At 71.8% G+C, this 16,473-nt stretch carries 14 protein-coding genes; 8 read left to right on the forward strand and 6 right to left on the reverse strand.

Annotated elements, in window-relative coordinates; translation table 11 throughout:
• The first annotated feature begins 294 nt into the window (after positions 1-294).
• Positions 295-1,359 (forward strand): 4-hydroxyphenylpyruvate dioxygenase, encoded by a 1,065-nt coding sequence (gene hppD, locus CKY47_RS23290; protein WP_306748125.1) that lies wholly within the window; start codon positions 295-297, stop codon positions 1,357-1,359.
• A 173-nt stretch (positions 1,360-1,532) separates the two neighbouring features.
• On the opposite strand, the gene CKY47_RS23295 is transcribed toward hppD, so the two are convergent.
• Complete coding sequence (locus tag CKY47_RS23295; RefSeq protein WP_306748127.1) at positions 1,533-3,137, reverse strand: flavin-containing monooxygenase; 1,605 nt, start codon at positions 3,135-3,137, stop codon at positions 1,533-1,535.
• Positions 3,138-3,484: 347 nt separating this feature from the next.
• On the opposite strand from CKY47_RS23295, the gene CKY47_RS23300 reads away from it, so the two are divergent.
• Positions 3,485-4,513: an alpha/beta fold hydrolase gene (locus CKY47_RS23300; RefSeq protein ID WP_306748128.1), complete on the forward strand. Its 1,029-nt coding sequence runs from the start codon at positions 3,485-3,487 to the stop codon at positions 4,511-4,513.
• A 672-nt stretch (positions 4,514-5,185) separates the two neighbouring features.
• On the opposite strand, the gene CKY47_RS23305 is transcribed toward CKY47_RS23300, so the two are convergent.
• Entirely contained in the window at positions 5,186-6,337 is a 1,152-nt protein-coding gene (locus CKY47_RS23305) for a cytochrome P450 family protein (RefSeq protein WP_306748129.1), read from the reverse strand.
• A 520-nt stretch (positions 6,338-6,857) separates the two neighbouring features.
• Here CKY47_RS23305 and CKY47_RS23310 point away from each other — a divergent pair.
• A complete protein-coding gene (locus CKY47_RS23310) occupies positions 6,858-7,544 on the forward strand; it encodes an aspartate/glutamate racemase family protein (protein ID WP_306748130.1) in 687 nt (228 codons plus the stop codon).
• Entirely contained in the window at positions 7,537-8,826 is a 1,290-nt protein-coding gene (locus tag CKY47_RS23315) for an aminotransferase-like domain-containing protein (protein WP_306748131.1), read from the forward strand. Before CKY47_RS23310 ends, CKY47_RS23315 begins: the two co-directional genes overlap by 8 nt.
• Positions 8,827-8,924: 98 nt before the next feature.
• Here CKY47_RS23315 and CKY47_RS23320 read toward each other — a convergent pair whose 3' ends face one another.
• Together CKY47_RS23320 and CKY47_RS23325 are read right to left on the reverse strand one after the other, a co-directional pair.
• Complete coding sequence (locus CKY47_RS23320; RefSeq protein ID WP_306748132.1) at positions 8,925-10,484, reverse strand: 4-hydroxyphenylacetate 3-hydroxylase N-terminal domain-containing protein; 1,560 nt, start codon at positions 10,482-10,484, stop codon at positions 8,925-8,927.
• A 3-nt stretch (positions 10,485-10,487) separates the two neighbouring features.
• Complete coding sequence (locus CKY47_RS23325) at positions 10,488-10,613, reverse strand: hypothetical protein (RefSeq protein WP_306748133.1); 126 nt, start codon at positions 10,611-10,613, stop codon at positions 10,488-10,490.
• Positions 10,614-10,812: 199 nt separating this feature from the next.
• Between CKY47_RS23325 and CKY47_RS23330 the strand changes: the two genes are divergently transcribed.
• The 4 genes from CKY47_RS23330 (at position 10,813) to CKY47_RS23345 (ending at position 15,288) form a co-directional block, all read left to right on the forward strand.
• Entirely contained in the window at positions 10,813-12,309 is a 1,497-nt protein-coding gene (locus CKY47_RS23330; RefSeq protein WP_306748134.1) for an FAD-binding oxidoreductase, read from the forward strand.
• Between the two features lie 249 nt (positions 12,310-12,558).
• Complete coding sequence (locus CKY47_RS23335) at positions 12,559-13,740, forward strand: acyl-CoA dehydrogenase family protein (protein WP_306748280.1); 1,182 nt, start codon at positions 12,559-12,561, stop codon at positions 13,738-13,740.
• 31 nt (positions 13,741-13,771) lie between these two features.
• Positions 13,772-14,200 (forward strand): SgcJ/EcaC family oxidoreductase, encoded by a 429-nt coding sequence (locus CKY47_RS23340; RefSeq protein WP_306748135.1) that lies wholly within the window; start codon positions 13,772-13,774, stop codon positions 14,198-14,200.
• Between the two features lie 71 nt (positions 14,201-14,271).
• The gene (locus CKY47_RS23345; protein WP_306748136.1) at positions 14,272-15,288 is read left to right on the forward strand and encodes an NAD-dependent epimerase/dehydratase family protein; all 1,017 of its coding nucleotides are present in this window, start codon (positions 14,272-14,274) and stop codon (positions 15,286-15,288) included.
• Between the two features lie 107 nt (positions 15,289-15,395).
• On the opposite strand, the gene CKY47_RS23350 is transcribed toward CKY47_RS23345, so the two are convergent.
• Both CKY47_RS23350 and CKY47_RS23355 read right to left on the reverse strand, forming a co-directional pair.
• The gene (locus tag CKY47_RS23350; protein WP_306748281.1) at positions 15,396-15,938 is read right to left on the reverse strand and encodes a carboxymuconolactone decarboxylase family protein; all 543 of its coding nucleotides are present in this window, start codon (positions 15,936-15,938) and stop codon (positions 15,396-15,398) included.
• Positions 15,939-16,029: 91 nt separating this feature from the next.
• Positions 16,030-16,470, reverse strand: a complete 441-nt coding sequence (locus tag CKY47_RS23355; RefSeq protein ID WP_306748137.1) for an acyl-CoA thioesterase — start codon at positions 16,468-16,470, stop codon at positions 16,030-16,032.
• Positions 16,471-16,473 lie beyond the last annotated feature (3 nt).

Here is a 16,473-nt window from a genome sequence, read left to right on the forward strand (position 1 = left end):
CTCCGGAATTCCCAGGATGACGATGCCGAATCGTTCCGAGAACGGCCCCGCGCGGCACGCGGCCCCGATCGACGACGAGGGCCGGCACACGCCGCGGCCTCGTTCGCGGAGCTGCCGGGCGGGTGGGCTCGGGGTTCGGTCCCGCCGGGCGTGGGGCGTGCATGGAGTGCGTGCGGGTGGAACTGGATGGACATGCGGCCGCGGAGCCCGGTCGAGCAGCCGGACCGCTCTCGGTGAGCCGTCCCCGTGTCCCACGTCGGCACGGTCCCACGACGAGAAGGAAAGAGCACCGCGATGACGCGTCCCTTCGACGACATGACCGTCGATCACGTCGAGTTCTACGTCAGCGACCTCCCGTCGAAGGCGGCCTGGTGGCTCAACAGCTACGGGTTCGCCGTCAGCGCGGCCTCCGACGAGGAGGCGCCCGTCCGGTCGATGGTGCTCAGCCACAACCAGGTGGACCTCGTGCTCACCGAGTCCGCCGACGCCGACCACGCCGCCGCCGAGTACGTGAAGAAGCACGGTGACGGTGTCGCGAACATCGGCCTGGGTGTCGCCGACGCGTCGGCGGCGTTCGACGAGGCGGTCCGGCGCGGCGCCCGGCCGGTGTCCGAGCCGGCCACCGTGGACGGGGTGACCACCGCCTCGATCATCGGCTTCGGCGACGTGGCGCACACCTTCATCCAGCGGCACGCCGGGGCTCCGCGCCGCGCGCTCCCCGGCATGCGGCCGACCGCGACGCCCACCGGCGACGCCACGGTCCAACTGGGCGCGGTGGACCACTTCGCCGTCTGCGTCGAGCCGGGGGATCTCGACCGGTCGATCGAGTTCTACCGGCGCGTGCTGGACTTCGACCTGATCTTCGAGGAGCGCGTCGCGGTCGGCAAGCAGGCCATGACGACGAGGGTGGTGGAGAGCACCTCCGGCGCGGTGACCCTGACGTTGATCGAGCCGGACGTGTCGTGCGAACCCGGCCACATCGACAGCTTCCTGCGCGACCACGGCGGCGCCGGGGTCCAGCACATGGCGTTCGCCACCGGCAACATCGTGTCCACCCTGGACTCCCTGGCCGCGAGGGGCGTCGCGTTCCTGGACGCCCCCGGCAGCTACTACTCGATGCTGGCCGGGCGGGTGGAGCCGATCCGGTACGCGATCGGGGACCTGCGCGAGCGCAACATCCTGGTCGACGAGGACCACGGCGGGCAGCTGTACCAGATCTTCACGATGTCCACGCACCCGCGCAACACGATCTTCTTCGAGCTCATCGAGCGGCTCGGCGCCACGTCGTTCGGCAGCGGGAACATCAAGGCGCTGTACGAGGCCGTCGAACTCCAGCGGCACCTGGAGCGGTCCGAGTAGCCCTCGCCCGCACCGCGGGGGAGCGGGCCCGTCCGGACGTCGTCCGGACGGGCCCGCCGCCGTTCCGGACCAGGGCCCGTGGCGGACCACGGCGGGGCGGGCCCCGGTCGCCGCCCGGGCCCGCCCCGCAGCGCCGGTGCGGGAGCAGCCTCCCGCACCGGCGTCCGACCACCTCACCGCAGGTCGAATCCCGCGTACCCGCTCTCGGCGACCGAGTCGCACTTCTGCCGGTAGGGCGCGACCCCGCCGACGTAGGGCATGAAGACCCGCGGTTTCCCGGTGACGTTCGCGCCGAGGTAGTAGGAGTCCGCCTTCGGGAAGAGCGTCGCCTCGCTGACCTCGCGCACGTGCTCGGTCCACTCCTTCTCCGCGGTCTCGGTCGCCTCGACCGCGGCGTGGCCGTTGCGGGCCATGTGCTCGACCAGGTCGCCGATCCAGTCGACGTGCTGCTCGATCGACACGACCATGTTGCTCAGCACGGACGGGCTCCCGGGGCCGGTGACGGTGAACAGGTTCGGGAAGCCCGACACCGCGAGGCCGAGGTAGGTGACGGGGCCGTCGCGCCACTTCTCCCGCAGCGACAGGCCGTTCCTGCCCGTGATGTCGACGGCGAGGAACGCGCCCGTCATGGCGTCGAAGCCGGTGGCGAGGACCAGGCTGTCGAACTCGTACTCGCCCGCGGTGGTCCGCACGCCCGTCGCGGTGATCTCGACGAGGTCCTCCTCCCGCAGGTCCACGAGGTGCACGTGCTCGCGGTTGTAGGTCTCGTAGTAGCCGGTGTCGAGACAGGGGCGCTTGGTGGAGAACGGGTAGCCGCGCGGTTCGAGCTTGCGCGCCGTCTCCGGGTCGTCGACCTTGCCGCGCACCTGCTCGCGGACGAACTCGGCGGCCGTCTCGTTCGCCTCCTCGTCGAAGATGAGGTCGGTGAACGACTGCACGAGCCCGTTGAGGTGCCCTCGGTTCCAGCGCTCCTGGTAGACGGCCCGCCGCTCGGATTCGTCCACCTCGAGCGCCGACTTCGTCGGCCACTCCACCGCGATGCCGAAGATGGAGTTCCGGTCGGCCTCGCGGACCTCCCGGTAGTTCGCCTTGACGTCGGCCACCCGGTCCGGGTCGAGGGGGCCGTTGAACGCCGCGAAGCTGAAGTTCGGCGTGCGCTGGAACACCGTCAGCTCCGCCGCCTGCTCGGCGAGGAGCGGTATGGCCTGGATGCCGGACGAGCCCGTGCCGATCACGCCCACCCGCTGCCCGGTGAAGTCCACACCGCCCTCCGGCCAGGTGCCGGTGTGGTACCAGGGCCCCGTGAACGCCTCCAGGCCCGGCGCCTCCGGGAACTTCGGCACCGAGAGGCAGCCGACGGCCATGACGCAGTACCGCGCGGACACGACGTGCCCCCGATCGGTGCGGACGTGCCACCTGGCGGTGCCCTCGTCGAAGCTCGCCCCCGTCACCCTGGTCTCGAAGACCACGTCCTTGCGCAGGTCGTAGCGGTCGGCGACGTGCCTGAGGTAGGAGAGGATCTCGGGCTGGCCGGCGTACTTCTCCGTCCACTCCCATTCCTGTTCCAGCGCGGGGTCGAACGAGTACGAGTAGTGCATGCTCTCCACGTCGCACCGGGCGCCGGGGTACTTGTTCCAGTACCACGTCCCGCCGACGTCGTCGGCCGCCTCGAAGACCCTGACCGAGAGCCCTTGCCCGCGGAGTTTGTAGAGCGCGTAGAGACCGGCGAAGCCGGCCCCGACGACCACTGCGTCGACTTCTTCGGCCACACTGTCCATGGGGAATTATCCTCCCGCCTTAGAAGGTATCGGAACGCGTTGACCGCTTGAACAGGCGGCAATGTCCATCATGTTAACCGCGGTCGGCCGATTATCTTCTTTTCGCGTGCGGTCGGCGGCGGGCGGAGTCCGGAAGGCTGCCGCGGCTTCTCCGACGAGGTCGTTCCGACGTCGGCACGACGACGGCAACACGGGAGTTGGGAGGTCGCGGGGTCGGGAATGAAAATGAGCGGCGGATTGCACCGTCGGTAGCACGCGTGCGAGCCGCTGCGCGCGTGGCCGGCCTTTCCGGACGCTGCGTCGGAGCGTTGGGGAACCACGTCGGCATTATTTGTCTGGAGGTCATGATGGGTGACGACGACCACACCGCCGCACCGCGGCAGTTCGAGCTCGGCCCCTTCGCGTTCGACAGCGGCTATACGCTGCCGAACGCAAAACTGGCATATCGGACATTCGGTAGCCTGAACTCGGCCAAGGACAATGCGGTCCTCTTCCCGCACATGTACTCGGGCAACTCCGCCTCGCTGGCTGGGCTCATCGGCGAGGGGCGCGCGCTGGACCCCTCCCAGTACTTCATCATCCTGCCCGACCAGTTCGGCAACGGCCTGTCCTCGTCGCCGAGCAACACCCCGGCGCCGTTCGACCGCGGCCAGTTCCCGCCGGTGGCGATCTCCGACGACGTGCGCGCCCAGCACCGGCTGGTCACCGAGGAGTTCGGCATCACGGCCCTGCACGCGGTGGTCGGCTGGTCGATGGGTGGCCAGCAGACCTACGAGTGGGCGGTGCGCTACCCGGAGGCGGTGCGCCGGGCGGCCGTCTTCGCGGCGACCGCGAGGACCTCCGCGCACAACAAGCTGTTCGTCGACCTGCACACCGAGCTGCTGCGCTCGGACCCGGCCTTCGCGGACGGCTTCTACACCGACCCCGCCGACGTGCGCCTCGGCCTGAAGCGGCACGCGATGGCCTTCACCATGACGAGCACCAGCGCCCGGTTCTTCCGCGACGAGATCTGGCGCGCGCTCGGGTTCGCCTCGGCGGACGACTACGGCCAGGGGTTCATGCGCGGCTACTACCAGGTGATGGACCCGAACAACCTGCTCTGCCAGGCGGCGAAGTGGCGTGCCGGCGACGTCGGCCTGCACACCGGCGGCGACCTGGCCGCGGCGCTCGGCCGGATCAGCGCGAAGTTCGTCGCCGTCGCCTTCAGCGACGACATGTTCGCCCCGGTCGCGGACCACGAGGCCGACGTGGCCATGATCCCCGGCGCCCGGCTTCGGGTGATCGACAGCCCGATGGGGCACTTCACCATGTTCGGCCTGCGCCCCGAGGACGGTGCGGCCATCGACGAGGTCCTGGCCGAGCTCCTGAAGTCCTGACCCCCACGCGGACCCCGGACCCCGTGCGGCGCGAGGCAGCGCACGGGGTCCGCCCGTTTCCCGGCCGGCCGGTTCGAGCGGCGGGCGCGGGCGGTGGCGGGCGCGGGCGGTGGCGGGCGGTGGCGGTGGCGGACGTCCGGCACGCCGGGTGATCCGCGTGACATCCGGACCGGGTGACCCGCCACGGGACCGCGGACCGCGGGGGCGACCTGTCCACCACGCGCGACGCGGTCGCACCCCGGTACGTCCACGAGGGCGGTGCCGCCGATGTCGTCCGCGCGGCGTGAGACCTGCTGGTCGCGGGACCGGACGGTCCGGGACTGCGCGTCCTCTCCGGTGTCCTCACTCCCCGGGGCTCTCGCCCGGTGGACGCACTCGACCTCCGGTCACGACACCACCCGGTCGGCTGAGCGCCCGGCGGAGTCGGACGACGCCTGCGACGTGCTCGAGCACTCCCCGGGCCGGGCCGCCGGACAACCGGAGGCGGAGGTCACGGCGGAGGCGCGGAGCATCGTCGTGAACGGCACCACGGCACCACGGCACCACGGCGCTCGGAGCGCGAACGCCTCCTGCCGGTGCGCCGACCGGTCCGCTCGACCTCGACCCACGGGAAAGCCGCCCCGGGCGAGGGGTGCCCGGGGCGGCTTCCGGCAGGGGGCGGTGGTCCGGGCGTCACGCCGCCGCCGAGACCGCTCCCGTGAGGCGGACGGGCAGTCGGCGGTGCCCGTTCATGATGAAGGTCGGGTAGGGCACGAGGTCCTCGACGTCGACGGCGAGCGTCAGGTCGGGGAAGCGCTCGAAGAGCGAGGAGAGCGCGGCCTTGGCCAGCATCCGGGCGATGCCGGCGCCCAGGCAGTAGTGCGGGCCGTGCCCGAAGGACAGGTGCTCCTTGTCCTCGCGGGTGATGTCGAACGTGGCGGCGGACTCCCCGTGCAGCGCGGGGTCCCGGCCGAGGGCGGCGTAGTTGATCAGGATCGGGTCGCCCTTGGGGATGGTCACGCCGTCCAGTTCGATGTCCTCCACCGCGAACCGCAGCGGCAGGCTCGCCAGCGGCGCCTGGAGCCGCAGCACCTCCTCGATGACCTCCTCCCAGGACACCTGCCCGGTCTTGACCAGTTCCAGCTGCTCGGGGTGCGTGAGCAGCGCGGTGACCGCGTTGTCGATGAAGTTGATCGTGGTCTCCGAGCCCGCGCCGAGGATCGCGAAGACCGTGTCGGTCATCTCCTGCTCGGACATCTGCGAGCCGTCCTCGTCCCGTGCGGCGATCAGGTCGCTCGTGATGTCGGGGCCGGGCTCCGCGCGCTTCTGCGCGATGAGGTCGGCGATGGCGCCGCGCCAGCCCAGCAGGGTGTCCTGGGCCTGCTCGGGCGTCACGTCCGTGGCGACCATGAGGTCGATCATCTTCGCGGCCGCCACCCTGGCCTCGTCCGACATGCCGATCAGCTCGGCCACCAGCATGCCGGGCAGCGGGTACGCGAACGACGCCTTCAGGTCGACCACCTCACCGGCCGCCGCGGCGGCCTCCATGCGGTCGAGCAGCATGTCGATCATCGCCTGCGCCTTCGGGCGGACCTCCTCGGGCCTGCGCGCGCCGAACGCCTTGCTGGTCAGCCGGCGCAGCCTGCGGTGGTCTTTGCCGAAGGTGGTGGAGATGTTGTCCATCGCCACCCAACTGATCATCTCCCAGTCGGGCGGGACCTCCCCGTTGACGAAGGCCGGCCAGTGGTTGCGGGCGCTCTTGCTGACATTCGGGTCGCTCAGCAACTTCTTGCTGACCTCGTAGCTGTTGACGGACCAGGCCAGTACACCACCGGGAAGTTCCACCCGGGTGGCGGGACCCAGTGCGCGCAGGTGGTCCGCTTCAGCGTGGATGTCTCGGCCCGTGGGGTCCAATACCACTGGACGGCTTTTGTTCATAGCTGTCTCCCCGGAGCTCGTAATGCTCCACTCAGGTGCCCGGCCGACGACCGATGACGGTCGATGGGAAAGCGTGCCGGTGTCGGAGGACAATCACGGCACGTCGCACAAGGTACCTCAGGAAACGGTCTCCGGGATGGCGTCGCGGCGCTGCCGGCCACAATAGGCAACGTGGGATAAAAGCGTTTCGGCATGCCGTCCGCCGGCCGGCATCGAGCACTGCGGAAGATGCCGGTGCGCCTTTTCCGTGTTCGCCTCGCCGGTCGGCGACAATGGACGGGTCGTGTCCACAGGGCGGGCGGCGGTCGGTGCGCACCGAAGTGGCGTGCAGCGGGACCGCGCCCGGATAGGGCACAGTGGGATACGGGTGGGGCCGCCGCGGGTGGGAGCCTGGTGGCGAGGACGCTCGCCGGGGGATGGAGACGTGATGGTGGCGGACGACGAGGCACCGGTGGTGGCCGTCATCGCGGGTACCCCCTACGACTCCGGGCTCGGCGCCGAGCTGTTGCGGGCCAGGGGGATCGGCGCGTCCGCGCACGCCATGGCGCGGACACCGGACGAGCAGGACGCGATGCAGTACCAGGACCCCGGAGGACTGGCGGCCGCGTTCCACGCGCGGGTCGGCGCCCTGCGCGAGTCGGGCACCGAACTCGTGATGCTGTTCTGCAACTCGCTGTCGGCGGTCGTGGACAGCGACGGAGCCGCGCTGCCCGTGATCTCGCCCGTCACCGTCTACGGCGACCTCACGTCGCTGCGCTCGTCGTTGGCGGTCACCGGGAACGCGCACGCCGTCGTCGGTGTCGAGCGCGCCGTCCGGTCGGCGAACCCGGACCACCGGGTGCTGGGGGTGTCGGACCCGGCGTTGGTCCGGGGGATCGAGGCCGGGGACCCCGAAGCGGCGTTCGAGGCGTCGCACCTGCCGACGACGCTGCGCCTCGCCGAGCGGCTCGGCCTGGAGGCCGTCGTGCTCGCGTGCACCCACTTCACCGCCGTGCTGCCGTTCGTGACCGCCGTGTCCCCGCTGCCCGTCGTCGACGTCGGCACCAGGCTCGTCGAGCTGACGGAGCAGGCGCTGGCGACGCGTCCGCCGACCACACCGGAGAACCATGGTTGAGCTGTCCCGCGGCGACCTGCACGTCTCGGTCCAGGACCCCGTCGCCACGTCGATGAACTTCCTCAACGAGATCGCCGGCCGGTACCCGGACGCGATCTCGCTCGCCGCGGGCCGGCCCTACGACGGGTTCTACTCCGTCGACGACGTCGAGCGGTACCTGCGGACCTACGTCGGGCACCTGCGCGCGGAAGGCCTCACCGACGAGCGGGTGCGCGGCCTGCTCCTCCAGTACGGGCGCACCAACGGCCAGCTCGGCTCGCTGATCTCGCGGATGCTCGACGTCGACCACGGCATCGAGGTGCCCGCCGAGTCGGTGATGGTCACCGCGGGGTGCCAGGAAGCCATGGTCATCGCGCTGCGCGCGCTGTGCGTGGAACCCGACGACGTCCTGCTGGCGGTCGAGCCCTGCTACGTCGGGATGACCGGCGCGGCCAGGATCCTCGGCGTCGAGGTGGTCGCGGTGCCCGAGGGCGCCGACGGGCTCGACCCGCGGACCGTGGCCGAGGTGGCCCGACGGGTGCGCGCCGAGGGCAAGCGCCCCCGCGCCCTCTACGTCGTGCCGAACTTCGCCAACCCCTCGGGCGCCTCGATGCCGGTGCCGACCCGCCGCCGCCTGCTCGACGTCGCCGCCGAGCACGACCTGCTGGTGCTGGAGGACGACCCGTACGGCCTGTTCGGCCTCGACGACGAGCCACGTCCGACGCTGAAGTCGCTGGACACCGACGGGTGCGTGATCTACCTCGGCTCGTTCGCCAAGTCCTGCTTCCCCGGCGCCAGGGTCGGTTTCCTCGTGGCGGACCAGGTCGTCGTGGACGAGGCGGGCGGGCGCACCCTGCTCGCCGAGGAGATGTCGGCCGTCAAGAGCATGCTGACGGTGAACACCTCGCCGATCGCGCAGGCCGTCATCGGCGGCGTGCTGGTCGAGGCGGACTGCAGCCTGCGCGCGGCCAACCAGGACAAGATCGCGTTCTACCGCCGCAACCTGCGGACGCTGCTCACCGCGCTGGAGGACCACTTCCCGCGGTCGGGGCACGACGAGCACGGCGTGCGCTGGAACACCCCCGCCGGCGGGTTCTTCGTGGTGGTCGACGTCCCGTTCCCGGCGGACGAGAAGCTGCTGGAGGTCTCCGCGGAGCGCTACGGGGTGCTGTGGACCCCCATGAGCTTCTTCTACCGGAGCGGCGGTCACCGCGCGCTGCGGTTGTCGTGCAGCTACCTGGAACCTGAGCGCGTCCGCGAGGGCGTGCGCCGGCTGTCCCGGCTGGTCGCCGACGTGTCCTGAGCGACGCCGTCGAGAGCCGACCCCCGGTCGACGCCGGTGGCGGCCCGAGCGCACGGGAGCCCTGGCCGCCCGCGCGGCGACCAGGGCTCCCGTGCGTGCTAGCGGGACAGGTCCGGCGTGGTCCACCCGTCGAGGTCGTACTCCGCGAGGCACTGGTCGACGAACGCCCGGTAGTCGTCGACCTGCCCGGACGCCAGCTGGCTGTACAGGAGCTCGACCCTGGTGTTCTCGTGGTTGCCCGAGTAGTTGCGCTCGTACAGCTCGTGCCGGCCGGCGAACTCCGTGCCGACCGAGTCCCACAGCAGCTTCATGACCTTCACCCTCGTCACCGCGTCGATCCCGTTGGAACCGCGCAGGTAGGTGTCGAGGTAACCGCGGATGTTCTCGTTGCCGAAGTCCTCGGCGCTGGAGTTCACGTAGATCAGCGCGCTCGCCACGTCCTGGAGCACGATCTCCCGCACCCGCGGGTAGCCGATCTGGGCGAACCACCGGTACGCCTGGCTGTACTGCGGGTTGGGCAGCAGGGCGCCGTCGCGCCACGGCACCGGGTTGCGCGCCGCGGCGTCCGACAAGCCCCAGAACAGGTTCCGCCAGGCGAGCACTTCGCCCATCCGCGTCTGCACGCCGCGGAAGTCCTCGGTGCCGGTGATCTCCAGCGCCTTGGACAGCAGGCCCGCGATGAACTCCAGCTTGACCGCGAGCCGGGTGCAGCCCTGGAACGTCGACCGGTCGATGAACCCGGACTGCGTGGCCCACGTCTGCGCCTTGCCGAGGTCGCCGTAGACGAACACGTTCTCCCACGGGATGAGGACCTTGTCGAGGATCAGGATCGTGTCGTTCTCGTCGAGCCGGGACGACAGCGGGTAGTCGAACGGCGAGCCGGTGGTCGCCGCCGTCGCCGTGTAGGACGGCCGGCAGATCAGCTTCATCCCCTTGGCGTCCATGGGGATCGTCGCCACGAGCGCGAACTCGCGCTTCTTGATCGGCAGCCCGAAGTGCCCGATGAAGTTGTAGTGGGTGAGCGCGGAGCCGGTGGCCACGACCTTGGCGCCGCTCACCAGGAGACCGGCGCCCGTCTCCTTGTGCACGTGCACGAAGACGTCGCCCACCTGGTCCGGCGGCAGCTTGCGGTCCACCGGGGGGTTGACCAGCGCGTGGTTCCAGTACAGGACCTTCTCCTGCGACTCCCGGTACCACCGGCGCGCGTTGTCGTCGAACGGCTTGTAGAACTCGGCGTTCGCGCCGAGCGTGCCGAGGAACGAGGCCTTGTAGTCGGGGCTGCGCCCCAGCCAGCCGTAGCCGATGCGCGCCCACGTGGCGATCGCCTCCTGGTCGGCGACGAGGTCGTCGACGCTGTGGGGCGCGCGGAAGAACCGGTGCGTGTAGCCGTCGCTGCCGGTGTCGGTGGGCGCGGTCAGCTTGCCCTTCGTGGCCGGGTCGTGCAGCGCGTCGTACATCCGCGCGGTCATCCGGATCGGGTTGCGGAAGGCCACGTGCTCGGTGACGTCCTTGACCCGCTCGCCATTGAGGTAGATCTCACGGCCGTCGCGGAGGCTCTCGACGTACTCGTCGCCGGTGAGCGGGCGGGTACGCCTGCGGTTGCCGGGCTCGGCGTCGCGTGGTTCGTGCCCGCCGTGCCCTGATCCGTTGTCGGCCATGGCTCAGGACTTCCGCGCCGGTGTCACGCCGTCCGCGGAGGGCGACGGCGCCGTCCCGGATCGCGCGGCCGCGGCGAGCGTCGCGTCGGCGATCCCGGTCAGGTGCCCGTCCACTCGAAACGTGCTCATGCTGCCTCCAACGGCGCCGAGAGATGTCCGTCCAGCAGTGTCGTGCGGGCGTCCGCGGCACCGCATCTCCCTGCGTGCACTGGGACCGGGCCGGCCCCCGGCCACGTCGACCGGCCGCTCCGCCCCGTCCCCCGCGCGCCGTAGCGGTGTCGGATCGTGGTCTGGAGCGGTACCGGCGGCAGTGGCTAGGGTCGGGTCCATGGAACCTGTCGTCGAGGGCCTGCGGGCGGTGCTGCCGCCGGACCGGGTGCTGACCGACCCGGACCTGCTCGAGCACCACCGCCGCGACAAGGCCGACCTGTGCGACGCCGGTGTGCCGCTGGTGGTGGTGCGCCCGCGGGACACCGCCGAGGTGGCCGCCGTCGTGGAGGTGGCGGCGGCGCACGGCGTCCCGGTGGTCCCGCAGGGCGCGCGGACGGGGTTGGCGGGCGCCGCGAACGCCGTGGACGGCGCGGTGGTCGTGTCGCTGGCCGGGATGGACCGGATCGTGGAGATCGACCCGGCGGAGCGGATCGCGGTGGTGCAGCCCGGCGTGGTCAACGCGGAGCTGCGCCGGGCCGCCGCCGAGGAAGGATTGGCCTACCCGCCGGACCCGGGCTCGTGGGAGTCCTCGACGATCGGCGGGAACGTCGCCACGAACGCGGGCGGCATGTGCTGCGTCAAGTACGGCGTGACCGGCGAGTACGTGCTCGGGCTGGAGGTCGTGCTCGCCGACGGCGAGGTCCTGCGGTGCGGTCGTCGCACCGCCAAGGGCGTCGCCGGCTACGACCTGACCGCCCTGTTCGTCGGTTCGGAGGGCACGCTCGGGATCATCACCGAGATCACCGTGCGGCTGCGGCCCGCGGCGGCGGAGGCCAGGACCCTGGTGGCGGTGTACCCGGAGGTGGCCGCCGCCGGCGCGGCGGTGGCCGCGATGACCGCGGCCGGTCACGTGCCGAGCATGGTGGAGCTGCTCGACCGCACCCACCTGCGGGCGATCGAGGCCTACCGGCCGATGGGGCTGGACACCGGGGCGGGGGCCATGCTGCTCGTCGCGACCGACACCGGCGACCGCGCCGGGGACGAGCTGGCCGCGATCGCCGAGTGCTGCCGGCCCGGGGCGAGCGAGCTGTACGTCGCGAGCGACGCGGTCGAGGCCGAGGCGTTGACCGCGGCCCGCAGGTTGGCGCACCCCGCGATGGAGCACCTCGCCACCGCGCGCCACCCGGACGGGCGCGGCGGGCTCGTGGTCGACGACATCGCCGTCCCCCGGTCGCGCGTCGTCGACCTGGTCGTCGGGGTCGAGGAGATCGCGGCGCGCCACGACGTGCTCGTGGGGGTGGTCGGGCACGCCGGGGACGGGAACCTGCACCCGGTGATCGTCGTGGACCAGGCCGACCCGTCGAGCGTGGAGCGCGGCCGGGCCGTGTTCGACGAGATCATGCGGCTCGGGTTGTCGCTGGGGGGCACCTGCACCGGGGAGCACGGCGTCGGGACGCTCAAGAGGGACTGGCTCGCCCACGAGCTGGGTCCGGTCGGCCTGCGCGTCCACCGGGCGGTGAAGGCCGCGCTCGACCCGGCGGGCATCCTCAACCCGGGGAAGGTGATCACGCCCGGACCCGGCCTCGACGGGGCCACGGCGGTGGCCGCTCCGGGGGACGGCACGAGCGGAGATGCACCCCGGTCCGCCGTGGTGGAGAGTCGAGTCCGAGCCTGAGCACGAGCCGTTCGGGAGCGCGGCCCCGGGCGGGCCGACAGCACCTGCCACCACCTCGCCCCGACCGCGCTCGGCCGCCGGGGGATCGGCCCCGACCTCCAGGGGAGCGGCCGCGCCACCACGACGAGCACGACAGCCGGACCACCCGTGGTCCCACCACGACGATCCGGACACGACAACCCGAGGACGCCAGCACCGGCCCTCGCGTGACCTGGTGATCGTTCTCGCCCGCTTCTTCGCTTGGAGGACATCTTGGCCACCACGGTTCCATCGCGCGACGAGCTCGTGCGCAAGGCAACGGACCTGATCCCGCTCCTGCGGAAGCACGCGCCGTGGGCGGAGCAGAACCGCAGGCTGCACGACGAGGTGGTCGAGGCGCTCGCCGACGCCGGCATGTTCAAGCTGCGGCGCCCGAAGCACTTCGGCGGCTACGAGGTGGACACCCTCACGCTCGCCCAGGTCGCCGCCGAACTCGGCCGGGGCTGCGCCTCCACCGCCTGGGTGACGTCGGTGTACTGGATCCCGACCTGGATGACGTGCCAGTTCCCGGACGAGGTGCAGGAGGAGGTGTTCGCCACCCCGGACGTGCGGATCTGCGGGACGCTGAGCCCGTCCGCGATGGCCGCGCCGGCCGACGGCGGCATCGTCCTGAACGGCAAGTGGGGCTTCATCAGCGGCGCGCACCACGCGCAGTGGCAGGAGATCATCGCCATCCTGGTCCCGCCGAACGGCGAGCCGTACCCGGTGATGGCGCTGGTGCCGCTGTCCGACCTGCTCGTCGTCGACGACTGGGACACCTCCGGCCTGCGCGGCACCGGCAGCGTCAGCACCGTGGCGAAGGACCTGTTCGTGCCGTCGGAGCGCGTGCTCCCGCTGCCGGTGCTGCTGTCCGGCCAGACCGCGTCCAAGCGCAACGGGAACACCCCGATCTACCGCGCGCCCCTGATGCCGGTCGCGGCCGCGTCCTCGACGGGCGCGATCGTGGGCATCGCGAAGGGCGCCATGGACGTCTTCTTCGAACGGCTCCCCGACCGCAAGATCACCTACACGAACTACGAGAGCCAGCGCGAAGCGCCGATCACCCACTTCCAGGTGGCCGAGGCGTCGCTGAAGATCGACGAGGCCGAGTTCCACGCCTGGCGCACGTCGAACCTGGTGGACCGCAAGTGCGAAGAGGGCACCGAGTGGAAGCTCGAGGAGCGCGCCAAGACGCGCGCCGACGTCGGCAGCGTGATCCGGCTCGCCAAGGACGCGATCGACGTCCTCGCCACCGCGAGCGGCGGCACCTCGATCTACAGCGGCATCCCGATCCAGCGGTTCAACCGCGACATCCAGGCGGTCAACCAGCACGCCCTGATGCACCCGAACACGAACTTCGAGCTCTACGGCCGGGTGCTGTGCGGCCTGGAGCCCAACACGCTCTACATCTAGCACGGAACGCCGAGACCAGGAGGAACCCGGTATGAACCCCCAAGCGGACCAGGCGGCGATCGCGGCCCTGACCCAGAAGGTCCTCGCCGCGTGGGCCTACCACGACGCCGACACGTTCGCGAGCGTGTTCGTCGACGACGGGACCATGATCCTGCCGGGGTCGCTGTCCACCGGTCGGGACGAGATCCGCGAGCAGATGACCAAGGAGTGGGCGGGCCGCTGGAAGGGCACGCAGGTGACCGGCAAGCCGATCAGCATCCGGGTCCTCGGCCCGGACGTGATCCTCCTGCTGAGCCTCGGTGGTGTCCTGCACCCCGGTGAGACCGAGGTGACCGAGGCGAACGCCATCCGCGCCTCGTGGCTCGCGGTCCGCCGGGACGGCGAGTGGAAGCTGGCCGCCTACCAGAACTCCCCGCGCTACCAGGTGGACGCCGCCGGGAGCACCGCCAAGGTGGCCTGACCGCCCGACCGAACCGAAGGGGCCGTTGTCCGTGCCGCGGGCAACGGCCCCTTCCCGCATTGGGAGGTTCCATGCTGGTCAGCGTCACCGGTGGCACGGGCTACGTCGGCTCGCACTCCGTCGCCGCCGTGCTCCGGGCGGGCCACCGCGTCAGGCTGCTCGTCCGCGACGAGTCCGCCGTGGACCGCGCGCTCGCGCCGCTGGGGGTGGACCCCGGCGCGGTCGACGTGGTGCGGGGCGACGTGCTCGACCGGTTCGGCGTGGAGAGGTTGGCGCAGGGCGCCGACGCGCTCCTCCACGCCGCGTCGGTCTACTCGTTCGACAGCCGGGCGCACCGCGAGATCGCCCGGACGACCGTGACCGGCACCGAGCGGGTGCTGGACGCCGCGCGCCGCGCCGGGGTCGGTCGGGTCGTGCACGTCTCCAGCTTCGGCGCGCTGCTGCCGTCACCGGGCCGGGAGCTCGGCCCGGACTCCCCGGTCGGCCGCCCGCGCGAGACGTACCTCGCGGCCAAGGCCGCCGCCGAGTCCGTCGCCCGCGCCCACCAGGCCGCGGGGGCGCCGGTGACGATCACCTACCCGCCCGCCCTGCTCGGCCCGCACGACCCGAAGCTGGGCGACCAGGTCACCCGGCTGCGCAACACGCTGCGCGGCCTGATGCCGATCTGGCCGACCGGGGGACTGCCGGTGGGCGACGTCCGCGACACCGCCGCGCTGCACGCGGGGCTGCTGGGCGGGGGAGGACCGGAGGGGAACCGCCACTTCGGTCCCGGCGAGCACCTGACGACCCGCCGGTTCGTGGCGCTGCTGCGCGAGGTCACCGGCCGCGCGCTGCCCACCGCGCACCTGCCGGCGCGGGCGATGCTGCCGCTCGGCCTGGTCACGGGCCTGGTGCAGCGGGTGTGGCCCTGGCACATCCCGGCCGAGTACGGCGCCCTCTACACCTGCGCGTGTGCGGCCAGGGTGGCCGAGGGGGCGAGTGGCCGTGCGGGCAGACCGCTGGTGGAGACCTTCGCCGACACCGTCCGCTGGCTGCACCGCGAGGGCCTGCTGTCGACCCGGGCGGCCGGGACCGCGGCCGCCGGCTGACCGCGCCGCGCGCACCGGGCACGACGAAGGCGGAGCTCCCGCCGGGGCGTCGGGACGCCCCGGCGGGAGCTCCGCCTTCGCCGCACGTGGTGCGGGGAACCCCGCGATCAGCCCAGGTAGCCCTGGCGCACGATGTGCCGCGCGGTGTCCGCGTAGGCCGCCGGGTCCGCCGGGACCACCGTGGCGAGGCCGTCGACGTAGCGGTTGTACATGCAGAACGCCGCCGCGATCAGCACGGTGTCGTGGATCTCCAGGTCGGTGGCGCCCTCCGCGCGGGCGGCGTCGACCAGCTCCGCGCCGACACCGCGGCCACCCCGCTGCACCGCGCCCGCGATGCGCAGCAGCGCCCGCAGCTTCTCCGGGACGGGTGCGGTGTCCAGGTCCGCGCGGACCCGGTCGACGAGTTCCATGCCCTCGTCCAGCTGCGCCGCGGCGAACGCGGAGTGGGAGCCGCAGCAGAAGGTGCACTCGTTGAGCCCGGAGACGTACGCCGCGATCAGCTCGCGCTCGCCCGCCGTGAGCGGGTGCGGGCCGCGCAGCAGCACCTCCGCCAGTTCCATCAGCGGCTTGGCCGTCTCCGGGCGGTACCGCAGCGGGCCGCTGATCCCCGGGAACAGGGTCTCGTCGACTCCGAGGTCGATGTGCGCCATGGATTCCCTCACTGCTCGTGGTGGTAAGGGGCCGGGTCCGGACGGGTGCCGGCGGTCGTGGCCGGCACCCGTCCGGACCCGGTGCGGCCGGCTACGCGACCTGCGCGGTGCTGAACGGTGCGAGCGCCTCCCGCAACTGGGCGGGCACCCGCGTGGGAACGGTGTTGTTGTTCGGGCCGCGCATGCAGGCGATCCGCTGCGACCCCCTCGCCACCAGCGTCTCCGCGCCGTCCTGGAGCTTGACGTAGTCGAACGCGAACGCGATCTGCGTCTGCGTCAGCTCCTCCAGCCGCATCCGCACGCTCAGCTCGTCGAAGGCGGCGATCTCGGCGTAGAACTCGCAGTCGACCTTCAGCGTGAACAGCTTGAGGTCGTCGTGCACGATCTCCGCCAGCACCGCCGGGGCCTGCTCCAGCAGGAACTTCTCCCGGCAGTGGCCCTGCCAGCGCAGGTAGTGGGAGTAGTAGACGTTGCCGACGAAGTTCGTCTCCTCGAAGCCCACGCGGTGCCGCAGCTCGTAGTACCCGGTCATCGG

Origin of the sequence: Saccharothrix longispora (genome assembly GCF_030852425.1) — a bacterium.
Lineage (GTDB): Bacteria > Actinomycetota > Actinomycetes > Mycobacteriales > Pseudonocardiaceae > Actinosynnema > Actinosynnema longispora.

What these genes read in the sequence shown, in the direction of transcription:
- CKY47_RS23300 (WP_306748128.1), top strand. Translation starts at nt 3,485, where the DNA reads ATGGGTGACGACGACCACACCGCCGCACCGCGGCAGTTCGAGCTCGGC.
- CKY47_RS23295 (WP_306748127.1), bottom strand. Translation starts at nt 3,137, where the DNA reads ATGGACAGTGTGGCCGAAGAAGTCGACGCAGTGGTCGTCGGGGCCGGC.
- hppD (WP_306748125.1), top strand. Translation starts at nt 295, where the DNA reads ATGACGCGTCCCTTCGACGACATGACCGTCGATCACGTCGAGTTCTAC.
- CKY47_RS23350 (WP_306748281.1), bottom strand. Translation starts at nt 15,938, where the DNA reads ATGGCGCACATCGACCTCGGAGTCGACGAGACCCTGTTCCCGGGGATC.
- CKY47_RS23345 (WP_306748136.1), top strand. Translation starts at nt 14,272, where the DNA reads ATGCTGGTCAGCGTCACCGGTGGCACGGGCTACGTCGGCTCGCACTCC.
- CKY47_RS23315 (WP_306748131.1), top strand. Translation starts at nt 7,537, where the DNA reads ATGGTTGAGCTGTCCCGCGGCGACCTGCACGTCTCGGTCCAGGACCCC.
- CKY47_RS23340 (WP_306748135.1), top strand. Translation starts at nt 13,772, where the DNA reads ATGAACCCCCAAGCGGACCAGGCGGCGATCGCGGCCCTGACCCAGAAG.
- CKY47_RS23325 (WP_306748133.1), bottom strand. Translation starts at nt 10,613, where the DNA reads ATGAGCACGTTTCGAGTGGACGGGCACCTGACCGGGATCGCCGACGCG.
- CKY47_RS23355 (WP_306748137.1), bottom strand. Translation starts at nt 16,470, where the DNA reads ATGACCGGGTACTACGAGCTGCGGCACCGCGTGGGCTTCGAGGAGACG.
- CKY47_RS23320 (WP_306748132.1), bottom strand. Translation starts at nt 10,484, where the DNA reads ATGGCCGACAACGGATCAGGGCACGGCGGGCACGAACCACGCGACGCC.
- CKY47_RS23330 (WP_306748134.1), top strand. Translation starts at nt 10,813, where the DNA reads ATGGAACCTGTCGTCGAGGGCCTGCGGGCGGTGCTGCCGCCGGACCGG.
- CKY47_RS23310 (WP_306748130.1), top strand. Translation starts at nt 6,858, where the DNA reads ATGGTGGCGGACGACGAGGCACCGGTGGTGGCCGTCATCGCGGGTACC.